This is a genomic window from Microbacterium sp. ISL-103 (assembly GCF_018613995.1).
Classification (GTDB): Bacteria; Actinomycetota; Actinomycetes; order Actinomycetales; family Microbacteriaceae; genus Microbacterium.
In genome coordinates this window covers 1-13,418 of sequence record NZ_JAGGPD010000179.1, presented here as the reverse complement: position 1 = coordinate 13,418, position 13,418 = coordinate 1, and the positions used below count along the sequence as shown (strand labels likewise).

The following is a 13,418-nucleotide window of genomic DNA, read 5'->3' as shown; positions in this document are numbered from 1 at the left end:
GTCGACATACCCACCGCTCCTTCAGCCGCTTGCCGTCCCAATCGAACGCGGTGACCGTCGTGCGGGTGTAGTAGCCGCGGGCGAAGACGGCGGACGGATGCTGGCCGTCGAGGTACCCGACGCCGGCGAGGAAGCGATCGACGCGGTTGGCCGGCTCGATGCGCGACATCGCGTAGTCGCCCCACAGCAGTCCGTCATCTCCACGTTCGGTGGGGTACGGGATCGTCTGCAGCTCCTTGCCGGTCGCGCTGTCGAAGACCGTGAGGTATTCGGGGCCGTCGACGATGAAGCCCTCGAACTCGCGCAGCAGATTGCGGGCGCTGCGGCTCGGGGCATAGACGTCGATGAAGGTGTCGGCCAGCTCTTCTGCACTCTCCTGAGAGAGCGGGTACTCGTGGGTCACGGGCATGCCCCAGGCCTCTTCGAGAGTGGCGGGCCACTGCCCGGACACGACCTCTTCGCGCTCGCTCCAGCCGAGGAACATCTCGACCAGGTGCGCCTCGTAATCGGCGGCGCTGAGGCGATAGTCGTCGTCGTTCGAGTACCCGGCCTTGCGATCGGCCTTGGGTAGCGTGATGTACGACTCCTTCTTCACCGACCCGTCGGCGGCGAACTGCACCGACTTGGTGCCGGGTGCCGTCTTCAGCATCGTCTCGGATCGCCCGTCGCCGTCGAAGTCGTAGACGAGGAACTGCGTGTAGTGCGCGCCCGCACGGATGTTCACGCCGAGATCGAGGCGGTTCAGCAGAGTGCCGTCGAGCTCGTAGGTGTCGAGATAGACAGGGCCCGTGTATCCGCGCTGCGACACGTCCTTCGAATTCGACGGGTCCCACTTCACGACGTACTCGTACTGCCCGTCTCCGTCGACGTCGCCGACCGACACGTCGTTCGCCGAGTACGTGTACGCCTCGCCCTTCGGCGTGACCCCGTCGGCGGGCTTCTGCAGCGGAAGGTCGTGGTGTCCCTCCGCCCAGGCGGTGACGGGTGCCGACGCGGATGCCGTCAGCTCGACGCCGTTCACGATCGGGACGACCGAGTACTCCGACGCGGCCGTGCCGTCGGCATCGGCGTAGTTGGTGCTGTCGGTGATCGTGGCGACCTTCGCGCCGTCGCGGTAGAGCGCGAAGTCGGGGCCCGCGAGCCCCGTGGAGGTGGCGCCGCTCGCCTCGGTGGCGAGCAGACGCCAGCTGACGAAGACCCCGTCTGTCGTCGCGACGGCGACGAGACCGCGGTCGAGGGCTTCGAGCTGCGGCGTCTTCGCCCCCTGATCATGGCGGCCGGTCTCGGGAGCCGTGGGCGAGACCGCCCCCGCACTCTGTGCGCCTCCCACGAGGAGGCAGCCGGCCGCGGCGACCGCCACGACGGCGCGGAACGATTGGTGTCGGATGTTCATCGTCGAAATCCATCTCTGGGCGCGAAGCCCGCTCGGATAGCGTTTTCCCGTGCCCGGTCGAAGCTACCTTCCGCGCTCGGGTCCGTCAAGGGATCTTCCGTGATTGACACGATTCACAGCGTCGGTGAGCGCCCGCCCGGACGGATAGGCTCGACATCATGTCTGCCGAAACCGCGCGTCGCGACGTCCGCATCCTCACCTGGATCGGCATCGCGACAGGAGTGGCCGGCGGGCTCCTCGTCGCCTTCCCCCAGGTGCTTCCGTTCGGCGGGCCCTGGGTGCAGCTGGCCCTCGGCATCGCGACCCTCGTGCTCGCGTTCCGCGCGCGCAAGATCGGCATCGCCGACATCGAGGGGTTCGACGGACGACTCTCGCTCTTCGCCGCCCTGCTCGGATTCCTCGTCGTCTTCTTCGCCGGGCAGGTCGTGTTCGACATGCTGATCCGCGCCGCCAACCCGTGATCCGCCGCGACCGCGCCTGACCGGCGCCGCCCCCTGATCTAGGCTGGACGAGTGGCATCCCCGGCAGCAGACGACTACCTCAAGACCGTCTACGCGCACACCGAGTGGCAGGACGCGCCGATCACTCCGTCCGTACTCGCGGCGAAGCTCGGCATCGCCCCCTCGTCGGTGACCGAGATGGTCAAGAAGCTCGCCGCGGCCGGACTCGTCTCGCACGTGCCCTACGGCGCGGTGCGGCTCACAGACGCCGGTACCCGCCGCGCCCTCGCGATGGTGCGGCGTCACCGGTTGATCGAGACCTGGCTCGTGCAGGAGTTCGACTACGGCTGGCACGAGGTGCACGACGAGGCCGAGGTGCTCGAGCACACGATCAGCGATCGGCTGCTCGAGGGCATCGACGCTCGCCTCGGACGGCCCCGGTTCGATCCTCACGGCGATGCGATCCCGGATGCCGACGGCGCCGTCGACCGCGAGCCGTTCGTGCTGCTCGCCGACGCCCCGACCGGTCACGTCGGGCGGGTCCTGCGGGTCGATGACCGCGACCCCGAGCTGCTGCGCGCCCTCGAAGCCGCGGGCGTCATCGTCGCAGCGACCGTCACGACCACGCCATCGGGCATCGAGCTCGACGGCGCAGCGACCGCTCTGCCCGAAGGCGCGGCCGACGTGGTCTGGCTCAGCGTCTGATCGACCTCCGGGCGACCGCCCGATCGGGCACCTGGGAACCCCGTCAGAACCTGACACCTCCCCGTAACGACCGCCCAATAGGCTGTGCACATGGCACACCGCGATGACATCGAATGCTGGCTGACCGACATGGACGGCGTGCTCGTCCATGAGAACGACGCCATTCCCGGAGCATCCGAACTGCTGGCCGGGTGGGAGCAGAACGAGATCCCGTATCTGGTTCTCACGAACAACTCGATCTTCACCGCGCGCGACCTCTCTGCCCGCCTGCGGGCCAGCGGCCTGATCGTGCCCGAGGAGCGCATCTGGACCTCGGCTCTCGCGACCGCGGACTTCCTCGCTCAGCAGCTGCCCGGCGGATCGGCGTTCGTGATCGGCGAAGCAGGCATCCTCACCGCGCTGCACGAGGCCGGTTTCATCATGACCGAGACGAACCCCGACTTCGTGGTGGTCGGAGAGACCCGCAACTACTCGTTCGAGGCGATCACCAAGGCGATCCGCCTGATCATCAAGGGCGCGCGCTTCATCGTCACGAACCCCGACGCCACCGGCCCCTCGGCCGACGGCGTGATGCCGGCGACGGGTGCGATCGCCGCCCTCATCACCAAGGCCACCGGCAAGGAGCCGTACGTGGTCGGCAAGCCGAACCCGATGATGTTCCGCTCGGCGCTGAACAAGATCGGCGCGCACTCGAAGAAGACCGGCATGATCGGCGACCGCATGGACACCGACATCATCGCCGGCATCGAGGCGGGCCTGCACACCGTGCTCGTGATGACGGGAATCAGCGATCTGGCAGAGGTCGAGAAGTACCCGTTCCGCCCCGACGAGATCGTCGACTCGGTCGCCGATCTGCTGCCGACCGTCACCGAGTCGATCCCGACGCTCGACGAGGACTGACGTGGGAGCGCTCGACGAAGGAGAGCGCATCGTCGCGGCGGATGCGGCGGTGTGGCGGGCCTGGCTCGAGGAGCACCATGAGCGCGCCGCAGGAGTGTGGCTGCTGAGCGTACGCGGCACCCGAGCCGACGGCGTCGGCTACGACGACGCCGTGCGTCAGGCGCTCTGCTTCGGGTGGATCGACGGGCCGGTGCGCACCTTCGACGATGAGAGGGTCGGCCAGTGGTTCTCCCCGCGGCGTCGCGGCAGCGGGTGGGCGGCGACGAACAAGGCGCGTCTGGTCGAGCTCGAGGCCGCCGGGCTGCTCGCCCCCGCAGGCACCCGCGTGCTCGCGGCAGCGAAGGCCGACGGATCATGGACGATGCTCGACGGCCCGGAGGCAGGCATCGAGCCTGCCGAGCTGACCGCGGCGCTGGATGCCGTGCCCGCGGCGCGCGCGCACTGGGACGCCTTCCCGAAATCGGTCAAGAAGTTCGGCCTGACGCACATCGCGACGGCGAAGCGTGCCGAGACGCGATCCGCGCGGATCGCCAAGATGGTGGCGGATGCCGCCGAGGGGAAGCGCCCATGAACCAGTCCGACCTGCTGTTCCTCGTCCTGATCCTGATCGGCCTGAGTTCGCTGTCGGTGTTCGTCGTGCAGTTCTTCCGCTCGCGCCGCCGCGACGGCGGCGAGGGCGAGGGTCGCGCCGGCTGGTGGGAAGGTCCCTGGGACGACGACGACCGCCAGCGCTGAGCGCTGTCGACTTCTGCGTCAGTCCAGGGTCAGGCTGCGCACTCGAGCGACGGGCTCCGGCATCCGCAGCGGCCCTGAACCCGGTGTGATCGTGCCGAGGATGCGCGGCTCGCGCGCACCGGTGCCGCCCGGCGTCACCGCGGCGACGCCGTGCATCGTGCACCAGCCGATCAGTGCGAACAGGATCGCCTCCTTGCTGTCGACCGAGGCGCCGAGCTCGTCGGCGAAGGCGACCTCGACCTCGGGGAGTGCGTCTCGCAGCCCCTGCATGATCAGCGGGTTGTGGCATCCGCCGCCCGAGACGGCGAGGAACCGGATGCCGACGGCCTGAACGTCCTGTGCGACCGGGCGCACCGTCAGCTCGGTGAGGGTGCGCACGATGTCGGAGATCGAGATCTCTCGCCTCTGCGCCGTCAGCTCCTCGACGTGCGCGCGCACGTAGTCGAGGTGGAAGTGCTCCTTGCCGGTGCTCTTGGGCGCTGCGAGTGCGTAGTACGGGTCGGCGAGCAGCGCTTCGAGGAGCCCCTCGTCGACGGAGCCGGTGCGCGCGATCGCGGCATCCGCGTCGTAGCCGCGCTCGTTCAGGCCCTCTGCCACCACGACCGCATCGACCAGCGCGTTGGCCGGGCCGATGTCATAGGCCGACAGGCCGTCGGGGCCGACCACCGTCATGTTCGCGATGCCGCCGAGGTTCACCGCGGCCGACACTCCCGCGCGACCCCGGAGCAGCAGCTCGTCGAGGAACGACACGAGAGGTGCGCCGTGCCCGCCTGCCGTGATGTCGCGAATACGGACGTCCGAGACGACCGGCGCACCCACCCGTTCGGCGATCCATGCGGGCTGGCCGATCTGCAGGGTGCCGAGCGCATGGCCGGCATCCACCCAGTGGAAGACGGTCTGGCCATGCGTGCAGACGGCATCCACGCCCCCGACCGCGTCAGCGGCTGCGGCTGCGACCTCGGCGAAGGCCTGGCCGATCAGCGTGTCGAGCTCGCAGACTTCGGAGAACGTCGTGGGCGCCGGCGGCAGCGCGGCGACGAGACGAGCCCGCAGCTCGGGGTCGTAGGGAACGCTGTCTTCGTGCAGGACGGTGCCGCGCAGGTCTCCGTCCTCCTCGCGGAAGTCGACGACCGTGACGTCGATTCCGTCGTGCGAGGTGCCCGAGAGCAGTCCGAGTACGCGCATGCGTGTTCCTTCCGTCGCCTGCTACGAGCGTAGAGCGGTTTTGTTAGGGAGGCGAACGGAAAGCATGACAGATGGGCGCAGGACCGCGCCGACGTCAGCGCAGGACGAGCGCCGCGGCGCCGATGAGCGGCCCCTCGTCGCCGAGTCCGGAGCGCACGACTCTGGTGCGACGCGAATACTCGTGCGCGGCACTCGCCGTGAGCGCCTGCTGCACGAGGTCGATGTAGTCGGCAGACACCCGCGAGAACCCGCCGCCGATCGCGACCATGTCCAGGTCGACGAGGGTCGCGGCATCCGCCAGCGCTTCGCCCACGGCCTTCGCCGACCGCTCGATAGCGGCGCGGGCGACGGTGTCGCCGGCAGCGGCATCCCGGGCCAGATCTTCGCCGGTGGCACCGGTCCAGCCCTGCTGCTGCGCCCAGGCGGCACTCGCCGGCCCCGAGGCGATCTCCTCGAGCGTCAGCCCGCCTTCGCGGCGCACCTGACCGAGATGTCCGGCATTGCCGGTGGCGCCGGGAATGTACGCGCCGTTGACGACGAACCCTCCACCGACTCCGGTCGAGACGACGATCGACAGCGATGCTCCGGCATCCTGCGTGGCGCCCAGCCATGACTCCGCCAGCGCGAGCGCGCCGCCGTCGTGGCCGAAGACCGTCGGCAGCGCACGGCCGAGGATCCCAGAGGCGGTCGTGCGCACCGCATCCGCGAGACCGTATCCGCGGGCTGCGGGCATGTTCACCGGAAGGATCTGACCGGCAGTCCGGTCGATCGGCCCCGCACTGCCGATGCCGGCGCCGATGAGCTCGCCGTCTTCGGGGAGGCGGGAGAGCGCATGGGCGATCACCGTCGCGATCGCGTCGTCGAGCGACGCGGGAGTGGTTTCCCGACCGGTCGCCCTACGGCTGCGGCTTCCACGCACCAGCGCGCCGTGCTCGCTCACGAGCGCGGCCTCCATCTTGGTGCCGCCGACGTCGACGGCCAGCGCGTAGCGGGTCACTGCGGGTCGAGTCCGAGGTCGTCGAGATCGAAGGCGGCGCGCCATTCGAGCCCCTCGGCTTCGATCGCGGCCTGAGCGCCGGTCTTGCGGTCGACGATCACGGCGACGGCGACGATCTCGGCGCCCTCCTTGCGAAGCGCCTCGACGGCCTTGAGCGCCGACTGCCCGGTGGTCGAGGTGTCTTCGAGCACGACGACACGCTTGCCCTTGACGTCGGCGCCTTCGATCTGGCGGCCTCGGCCGTGATCCTTCGGCTCCTTGCGCACGACGAACGCGTCGAGGGGGCGGTCGGCTGCGACCGAGGCGTGCAGCACCGAGTTGGCGATCGGATCGGCACCGAGCGTCAGGCCTCCGACAGCGACCACGTCGAGGTCGCCGACGAGGTCGAGCATGATGCGGCCGATCGCGGGAGCCGCGCGGTGATCGAGCGTGAGCTTGCGCATATCGACGTAGTACGTCGCCTTCTTGCCGCTCGAGAGGGTGAAGTCCCCGTGGAACACGGCCTCGTCCTTGATCAGGTCGAGGAGGGTCTGGCGGTCTGCGTCGAGTGCGGTCACGGCATCCAGTGTAGGAGGTGGGCCCTAGGCTTGACGCATGCGCTTGGCCACCTGGAACGTCAACTCCATCCGCACCCGTGTCACCCGCACCGTCGAGTTCGCCGTCCGTGAAGACATCGACGTGCTGGCGATGCAGGAGATCAAGTGCAAACCCGAGCAGTTCCCCTACGCGCAGTTCGAAGAGGCCGGCTACCACGTCGAGGTGCACGGCCTGAATCAGTGGAACGGCGTCGCGATCGCGAGCCGCCTGCCGGTCACCGATGTACGCACCGCGTTCGACGGCATGCCGGGCTTCGCCAAGGGGCATGACGGGCCCGACGCTCCGCTCGAGGCGCGCGCGCTGGGCGTGCTCGTCGACGGTGTGCGGGTGTGGAGCCTGTACGTGCCGAACGGCCGCTCGCTCGAGGACCCGCACTACGCCTACAAGCTGCACTGGCTCGACGAGTTGAAGAAGGCGACCGCGGCCGAGCTCGCGGCGAACCCCGATCTGCCGCTCGCGCTGGTCGGCGACTTCAACATCATCCCGTTCGATGTCGACAACGGCGATCCCGACATCGTCGAGGGCGTCTCCACCCATGTCTCCCCCGAGGAGCGACAGGCCTTCTTCGCGTTCGCCGACGCGGGCCTGACCGACGTCGTCCGCCCGCTGATCCCCGAGGGCTTCACCTACTGGGACTACCAGCGCCTCAAGTTCCCCCGCAACGAGGGCGTGCGCATCGACTTCGTCCTCGGCTCGAAGACGCTCGCAGATGCCGTCACCGGTGCGTCGATCCACCGCGAGGAGCGCAAGGGCGAGCAGCCCAGCGACCACGTCCCCGTGGTCGTCGAGTTCGGCCTCGGCGGCGCCGAGGAAGACGACGACGACCTGCCGATGATCTTCTCCTGAGACCGTGACCGTCAGACTGATCGCCACCGATCTCGACGGGACGCTCCTCGACTCCACGTCGACGGTCACGCGACGGACCCGCGCAGCCCTCGACGGGGCCAGAGCCCGGGGGGTCCATGTGGTGCCGGTCACCGCGCGTCAGCCGATCGGCCTGCGCGCGATCGCCGCGGGGGCGGGCTTCGACGGCTGGGCCCTGTGCAGCAACGGCGCCTACGCGACGCACCTCGCCGACGGTCGGATGCTGTTCGCCGAGGAGCTCCCGGCCGAGACGATCCGCACCCTGGCCGACGCGCTGCGCGCCAGCATCCCCGGCCTGCTCTTCGCCAGCGTGAGAGAGGGCGGTGAGACGTTCGTCGCCCAGCGCGGGTACGCCGAGATCGCCGATCTCTCGGATCACAAACGCGATCCGCGCACCATGGGCGGGGTCGCCCTCGATCAGGTGCTCGCGGCGCCCAGCCTGAAGTTCGTGATCAGGCATCCGGAACTCGCCCCCACCGACCTGTTCGAGTCGCTGCGCGCCCTCGGCCTCACGGGCTTCGAGGCGACGCTGTCGGGTGCGCCCTTCGTCGAGGTCATGGCCGAGGGCGTCACCAAGGCCACCGGTCTCGCGCGGCTCTGCGAGCATCTCGCCATCGCTCGGGACGACGTGCTCGCCTTCGGCGACGCCCTCAACGACGTCGAGATGCTGCGGTGGGCAGGGCACGGAGTCGCGATGACCGATGCGGACGACGTCGTGCAGGACGCGGCTGACGAGACCACCGCGTCGAACGACGACGACGGCGTCGCCAGGGTCATCGAGCGCGTGCTCTCGCTGCGCTGACGTACGTGCCGCGTCAATCCTCGAAGGTACCGACCTCGGGCTGTCGATCCGTGCGCCCGTAGCGCAGCAGCATCACACCGCTGTCGTCAGCGACCGGCGGCTCGAGCAGCTGCAGCACCGAGGGCATGGCGCCGTCGTCGAACACCTTCTTGCCCGTGCCGAGCAGGATCGGATACACCCACAGAGTGAGCTCGTCGAACAGCCCCTCGGCGAGCAGCGAGTGCACGAGGTCGACGCTGCCGATGACATGCACCTCGCGATGCCGGGCTCGCAGCTCGGCGATCTCGACGGCGAGGTCACCGCCCACGCGGTGGCTGTTCTGCCAGTCGAGCGTGATGTCGGCGTCGCGAGACGCCACGTACTTCGGCACCCGGTCGAAGAGGCGGCCGATCTCGCCCGACGGCCCCTCGGTGTGATGCGGCCAGTACCCGGCGAAGATGTCGTAGGTGCGACGGCCGAGCAGCAGAGCGTCGAGCTGCTGCATCCCTTTCGAGACGGTCTCTCCCATGCCCGATGACGGGTGACCGGCCTGCCAGCCGCTGAAGCGGAACCCGCCGGAGGTGTCTTCGTCGACGCCGCCGGGGCCCTGCGCGACCCCGTCGAGGGTGGTGAACAGGTCGATCACGATGCGTCCGGTCATCCGAGTGTTCCTTTGCACGAAGGGCGGCGATGCTCACAGTATGCGCTCGCTCAGCGCCTCTCGGGGGCCTGCTCTTCCCGACCCCAGCGGCCCAGCGCGTCGATCGCCTCGCGCAGCGCGGCGCCTCGATCGGTGAGCGCATACGCGCGAGTGTTGTGGCGCAGCGGAAGTCGGGTCAGCACCCCCGCCCCCTCCAGCTCTCGCAGGCGGGTCGCGAGGATGTTCGTCGGCACTCCCAGATCGCGCTGCAGATCGCCGTATCTCTGCGGGCCGTCGAGCAGCCGCCCGACGATGAGCAGCGCCCACCGGGCACCGACGACGTCGAGGGCTGCCGCGAGGTCGCTCACGATGTCGCGTCGGAGTCCGGCTTCATCCAGAACGGCGAGTAGTGGTAGCCGTCGGGGTCGTCGAACTGGCGCTGGTACATGAACGGATAGTCATCCGTGTCGCCGACCCGCCCACCGGCGGCAGCGGCGCGCGCGACGAGAGCATCGACCGCCTCCCGACTGTCGAGGTCGAACGAGACCGTGACCTTCGACGGGGTGTCCGGCCCGCCGATGCGTCAAGAGGTTCTGACAACGGCACGCGATCCCCCCTGCGGGGGATGCCCCCGCATCCGGCACGGCTCTACGGTAAGAGGATGCCCGCCGCACCGTTCCTCCGCACACCCAGCGTCCGCGAGCAGCGCGGCGACCTCGTGCTCGCGGCGGTCATGTTCGTCGGCGCCGTCCTGAGCGCCGCGCTCTCGACCGTGGCCGAGATCTACGGCGACACCCGCGCCGAGACGTGGACCGCGCTCGTCTACGCGCTCGCCGTCACGGCACCGCTGGCCGTGCGGCGGCGCTGGCCGGCGCCGGTCGCCGTCGCCATCTCGCTGGCCTACTTCCTCGCGATCTCGTTCCAGGTGCCCGAGATCTACGTCGGCAACATCGCCATGTTCGTGTCGCTCTACACGGTGGGCGCCTGGATGAACGACCGGCGGGCCGCGATGATCGTGCGGGTCGCGATCATCGTCGGCATGTTCGTCTGGCTGATCATCACGATGTACCGCGAGGCCATCGAAGAGGCAGACAAAGCCGAGGTGGCGGCAGGGCTTCTCTCGCCCTACCTCGCCTTCATGCTGATCCAGCTGCTGCTGAACGTGCTCTACTTCGGCGGCGCCTACTATTTCGGCGAGCGCTCGTGGCACGCCGCCCAGGAGCGTGCGGTGCTCGAGCAGCGCACGGCTGAGCTCGAACGGGAACGCGAGGTCACGGCTGCGCAGGCCGTGGCGCTCGACCGCGTGCGCATCGCCCGAGAGCTGCATGATGTCGTGGCGCACCATGTGTCGGTGATGGGAGTGCAGGCCGGCGCCGCGCGGCTCGTGATCGACCAGGATCCCGAGAAGTCGAAGAGCATCCTGACCGGCATCGAGGGCTCGGCTCGCGATGCGATCCACGAGCTGCGGCAGCTGCTCGAGACCCTTCGCTCGCCCGGCGGCGAGACCACGGATGCCTCCTCGACAGTGACGCTCGACGACATCCGCTCCCTGACCGAAGCATCGACCGAGGCAGGGCTGCCCACCGACTACGCGGTCATCGGCGATCCGGTGCCTGTGCCGTCGGTCGTCGCGGTGAACCTCTACCGCATCGCCCAGGAATCGCTCACCAATGCCCGGCGTCATGCCGGCATCGGCGCCACCGCAGAGGTGCGGGTGCGCTACGACGACGACGGGGTCGAGGTCGACATCGTCAACACCGGCCGCACGGTCGCGGCGCTGCGGCCCGGACTCGGCCAGCTCGGCATGCGCGAGCGCGCGGCCGCCTCAGGCGGCACGCTCGAGGTGACCCCGCGGCCGACCGGGGGCCTACGCGTGCGCGCTCGGGCGCCGCTGCCCGCAGATTCCCGCGCGACGCCGACCGACATCCTGACCGAGACGAGCACACGCTCATGACCGAGACCACCCCGCCGATCCGCGTCCTGCTCGTCGACGACCATGCGATGCTGCGGGCCGGATTCCGCACCATCCTCGATAGCCAGCCCGACATCACGGTCGTCGGCGAGGCGGCGACCGGAGCCGAGGCTGTGGCCCGGGCATCCGCTCTTCTCCCGCATGTGATCACGATGGACGTGCAGATGCCCGACATGGACGGCATCGAGGCGACCAGCCGCATCGTCGCCGACCCCGCCGTCGCCGCCGCGATCGCGATCATCACGACGTTCGATCGCGACGACTACCTGTACCAGGCTCTGGATGCAGGGGCCAGCGGCTTCCTGCTCAAGAACGCCGGAGCGGAAGACCTCATCGCCGCGGTCCGGGCGCTGGCGGCGGGCGACGGGATGCTGGCTCCCGAGGTCACACGACGAGTGCTCTCGCGATTCACGGCGGCGCCCGCCCCAGCATCCGCGCCTGCACCAGCATCCGCTCCTTCGCCTGCGCCTGCGCCTGCATCTGCAGCGCCCCTGCCGACCGTGCTCGCGGATCCCCTCACCGATCGCGAGGCCGAGGTGCTCGCGCTGCTCGCGGATGCCCGCAGCAACGCCGAGATCGCGAGCACCCTGTTCATCGGCGAGGCCACCGTGAAGACGCACGTCTCGAGGATCCTGCAGAAGCTCGGGGCGCGGGACCGCGTGCAGGCCGTCGTACTCGCCCACCGGATGGGACTCGCGTAGCACCGACCCCGATACCCTCGGAGGATGCCGACCGCCGCACCTCTGTCCCGACCGATCCTGGCCGGGGTCGTCACCGCGTTGGTCGGGTTCACGAGTTCGTTCGCGGTCGTGCTCACCGGGCTCAGCGCGGTCGGCGCCACCCCCGCCCAGGCCGCCAGCGGACTGCTCGCGCTCAGTCTCACGATGGGGCTCGCCTGCGTCGTCCTGGCATGGCGGTATCGGATGCCGATCACGGTCGCCTGGTCGACCCCCGGTGCCGCACTGCTCGCCGCGACGGGGATCGTCGACGGCGGATGGCCGGCAGCGGTCGGGGCGTTCCTCGTCGCGGCAGCGCTCATCCTGCTCACGGCGTTCTGGCCGGCGCTCGGCGCCCTGATCGCGCGCATCCCCCCGTCGATCGCGCAGGCGATGCTCGCCGGCGTCCTGCTGCCGCTGTGCCTCGCGCCGATCACCGGACTCGTCGCCAACCCCTGGGGTGTGATCCCGGTCGTCCTGACCTGGCTGCTCTTCGCCCGTCTCGCCCCGCGTTGGGCCGTGCCCCTCGCCTTCGTCGCGGCGGCGGTGGTCGTCGCCGTCTCACTCGTGCAGGAGGGCGCTCCGGTGGATGCGGGACTGCTCGTGCCGCGGATCGAGCTCACCGCCCCGACGTTCACGGTGGGCGCGCTCGTCGGCCTCGCCCTTCCGCTGTTCATCGTCACCATGGCCTCGCAGAACGTGCCGGGCGTCGCCATCATGCGCAGCTTCGGATACGAGGTGCCCTGGCGCCCCGCGATGCTCGTGACCGGTGTCGGCACCGCGCTCGGCGCGACGGCCGGCGGGCACGCCATCAACCTCGCGGCGATCAGCGCCGCTCTCGCGGCCTCCCCCGATGCCGACCCCGACACGAGCCGTCGCTGGGTCGCCGGGGTCTCGACGGGTGCCGCCTATCTCGTGCTCGGCGGATTCTCCGCGGCGTTCGCCGCCCTGGTGCTGCTCGCCCCCGAGGCGGTGATCCCCGCCGTCGCGGGCCTCGCGCTGTTCGCCGCGTTCGGGTCGTCGGTGCAGCAGGCGATCGACGACCCCGGCGAGCGCATCCCGGCCGTCGTCACCTTCCTGGTCGCGGCATCCGGCATCGCGGTGCTCGGAGTCAGCGCCGCCTTCTGGGCTCTGGTCGCCGGTCTCGTCGTGCGCGCCGTGCTGCACGCCGGACGGCGCTGAGGGGCTCGACCCTCCCGATTGAGCGGAAGAGGCTCGGCTAGCGTGGACGCGTGACCGTTCCCGCCTCTGCATCCGCCCCGTCGCCGGGCCCCGCCGGCCACTTCGACGCCCGCGCCCTGCTCGAGCCGGTGAACTCCGCCGAGGTCGATGCATTCGCGCGCGCCCGCCGTGCGAACGGCCCCTCGTCAGCCGGTCGGATCGTCGCCTGGGTGTTCGCGGGTATCGCCCTGCTCTGCGTGGTGCCCGTGATCGGCCTGATGATCATGGGCCTCGGCTACGCGATCGGTCGCGGCGCAGGCGTCGCGGTCGGC

Annotated in this window: 15 protein-coding genes and 3 pseudogenes; 11 read left to right on the top strand and 7 right to left on the bottom strand. The window is 69.9% G+C overall.

The genetic code is table 11. The features are described 5' to 3' along the window. Positions 1-1,393 (bottom strand): annotated as a pseudogene (locus J7E68_RS07505) (rhamnogalacturonan lyase); the annotation flags it as partial. A gap of 158 nt (positions 1,394-1,551) precedes the next feature. Between J7E68_RS07505 and J7E68_RS07500 the strand changes: the two are divergent. The 5 genes from J7E68_RS07500 (at position 1,552) to J7E68_RS07480 (ending at position 4,173) form a co-directional block, all read left to right on the top strand. Next, positions 1,552-1,854 carry a hypothetical protein gene (locus J7E68_RS07500; RefSeq protein WP_215171342.1) on the top strand — a complete coding sequence of 101 codons (303 nt, stop codon included), beginning with the start codon at positions 1,552-1,554 and terminating at the stop codon, positions 1,852-1,854. 51 nt (positions 1,855-1,905) lie between these two features. Beyond that, positions 1,906-2,538 carry a metal-dependent transcriptional regulator gene (locus tag J7E68_RS07495; RefSeq protein ID WP_215171340.1) on the top strand — a complete coding sequence of 211 codons (633 nt, stop codon included), beginning with the start codon at positions 1,906-1,908 and terminating at the stop codon, positions 2,536-2,538. Positions 2,539-2,628: 90 nt separating this feature from the next. Continuing rightward, positions 2,629-3,438 carry an HAD-IIA family hydrolase gene (locus J7E68_RS07490; protein ID WP_215171338.1) on the top strand — a complete coding sequence of 270 codons (810 nt, stop codon included), beginning with the start codon at positions 2,629-2,631 and terminating at the stop codon, positions 3,436-3,438. Between the two features lies 1 nt (position 3,439). Further along, a complete protein-coding gene (locus J7E68_RS20285; protein ID WP_215171336.1) occupies positions 3,440-4,009 on the top strand; it encodes a YdeI family protein in 570 nt (189 codons plus the stop codon). Beyond that, positions 4,006-4,173: a hypothetical protein gene (locus J7E68_RS07480; protein WP_215171334.1), complete on the top strand. Its 168-nt coding sequence runs from the start codon at positions 4,006-4,008 to the stop codon at positions 4,171-4,173. The genes J7E68_RS20285 and J7E68_RS07480 overlap by 4 nt, the downstream gene beginning before the upstream one ends. Before the next feature lie 18 nt (positions 4,174-4,191). Here the strand turns inward: J7E68_RS07480 and J7E68_RS07475 are convergent, their stop codons facing one another. From J7E68_RS07475 to pyrE, 3 genes are all read right to left on the bottom strand, one after another. Continuing rightward, positions 4,192-5,358 (bottom strand): anhydro-N-acetylmuramic acid kinase, encoded by a 1,167-nt coding sequence (locus J7E68_RS07475; RefSeq protein WP_215171332.1) that lies wholly within the window; start codon positions 5,356-5,358, stop codon positions 4,192-4,194. A gap of 94 nt (positions 5,359-5,452) precedes the next feature. Beyond that, positions 5,453-6,355 (bottom strand): ROK family protein, encoded by a 903-nt coding sequence (locus tag J7E68_RS07470; RefSeq protein WP_215171330.1) that lies wholly within the window; start codon positions 6,353-6,355, stop codon positions 5,453-5,455. Then, the gene (gene pyrE / locus J7E68_RS07465) at positions 6,352-6,912 is read right to left on the bottom strand and encodes an orotate phosphoribosyltransferase (protein WP_215171328.1); all 561 of its coding nucleotides are present in this window, start codon (positions 6,910-6,912) and stop codon (positions 6,352-6,354) included. The genes J7E68_RS07470 and pyrE overlap by 4 nt, the downstream gene beginning before the upstream one ends. 37 nt (positions 6,913-6,949) lie before the next feature. Here pyrE and J7E68_RS07460 point away from each other — a divergent pair, with 37 nt between their 5' ends. Both J7E68_RS07460 and J7E68_RS07455 read left to right on the top strand, forming a co-directional pair. Continuing rightward, entirely contained in the window at positions 6,950-7,798 is an 849-nt protein-coding gene (locus J7E68_RS07460; protein WP_215171326.1) for an exodeoxyribonuclease III, read from the top strand. Positions 7,799-7,802: 4 nt separating this feature from the next. Next, positions 7,803-8,618, top strand: a complete 816-nt coding sequence (locus J7E68_RS07455) for a Cof-type HAD-IIB family hydrolase (protein ID WP_215171324.1) — start codon at positions 7,803-7,805, stop codon at positions 8,616-8,618. Between the two features lie 13 nt (positions 8,619-8,631). Here the strand turns inward: J7E68_RS07455 and J7E68_RS07450 are convergent, their stop codons facing one another. The 3 genes and pseudogenes from J7E68_RS07450 to J7E68_RS19660 all read right to left on the bottom strand — a co-directional run. Then, the gene (locus tag J7E68_RS07450) at positions 8,632-9,258 is read right to left on the bottom strand and encodes a dihydrofolate reductase family protein (RefSeq protein WP_215171322.1); all 627 of its coding nucleotides are present in this window, start codon (positions 9,256-9,258) and stop codon (positions 8,632-8,634) included. Between the two features lie 50 nt (positions 9,259-9,308). After that, on the bottom strand, positions 9,309-9,605 hold the full coding sequence (locus J7E68_RS07445) for a helix-turn-helix domain-containing protein (protein ID WP_215171320.1): 297 nt from the start codon (positions 9,603-9,605) through the stop codon (positions 9,309-9,311). Beyond that, positions 9,602-9,817, bottom strand: a pseudogene (locus J7E68_RS19660) (hypothetical protein); the annotation flags it as partial. The gene J7E68_RS07445 and the pseudogene J7E68_RS19660, both read right to left, overlap by 4 nt. Before the next feature lie 81 nt (positions 9,818-9,898). Here J7E68_RS19660 and J7E68_RS07440 point away from each other — a divergent pair. The 4 genes and pseudogenes from J7E68_RS07440 to J7E68_RS07425 form a co-directional block, all read left to right on the top strand. Beyond that, positions 9,899-11,191, top strand: a complete 1,293-nt coding sequence (locus J7E68_RS07440; protein WP_215171318.1) for a sensor histidine kinase — start codon at positions 9,899-9,901, stop codon at positions 11,189-11,191. Next, complete coding sequence (locus J7E68_RS07435; protein WP_215171315.1) at positions 11,188-11,910, top strand: response regulator transcription factor; 723 nt, start codon at positions 11,188-11,190, stop codon at positions 11,908-11,910. Before J7E68_RS07440 ends, J7E68_RS07435 begins: the two co-directional genes overlap by 4 nt. Positions 11,911-11,934: 24 nt before the next feature. After that, a complete protein-coding gene (locus tag J7E68_RS07430; protein ID WP_215171313.1) occupies positions 11,935-13,107 on the top strand; it encodes a benzoate/H(+) symporter BenE family transporter in 1,173 nt (390 codons plus the stop codon). A gap of 50 nt (positions 13,108-13,157) precedes the next feature. After that, a pseudogene (locus J7E68_RS07425) lies at positions 13,158-13,418 on the top strand (hypothetical protein); the annotation flags it as partial.

Excerpts from the sequence above, each read along its gene's own strand:
- J7E68_RS07500 (WP_215171342.1), top strand. The coding sequence starts at position 1,552 with ATGTCTGCCGAAACCGCGCGTCGCGACGTCCGCATCCTCACCTGGATC.
- J7E68_RS07490 (WP_215171338.1), top strand. The coding sequence starts at position 2,629 with ATGGCACACCGCGATGACATCGAATGCTGGCTGACCGACATGGACGGC.
- J7E68_RS07480 (WP_215171334.1), top strand. The coding sequence starts at position 4,006 with ATGAACCAGTCCGACCTGCTGTTCCTCGTCCTGATCCTGATCGGCCTG.
- J7E68_RS07475 (WP_215171332.1), bottom strand. The coding sequence starts at position 5,358 with ATGCGCGTACTCGGACTGCTCTCGGGCACCTCGCACGACGGAATCGAC.
- J7E68_RS07460 (WP_215171326.1), top strand. The coding sequence starts at position 6,950 with ATGCGCTTGGCCACCTGGAACGTCAACTCCATCCGCACCCGTGTCACC.
- J7E68_RS07450 (WP_215171322.1), bottom strand. The coding sequence starts at position 9,258 with ATGACCGGACGCATCGTGATCGACCTGTTCACCACCCTCGACGGGGTC.
- J7E68_RS07440 (WP_215171318.1), top strand. The coding sequence starts at position 9,899 with ATGCCCGCCGCACCGTTCCTCCGCACACCCAGCGTCCGCGAGCAGCGC.
- J7E68_RS07435 (WP_215171315.1), top strand. The coding sequence starts at position 11,188 with ATGACCGAGACCACCCCGCCGATCCGCGTCCTGCTCGTCGACGACCAT.
- J7E68_RS07430 (WP_215171313.1), top strand. The coding sequence starts at position 11,935 with ATGCCGACCGCCGCACCTCTGTCCCGACCGATCCTGGCCGGGGTCGTC.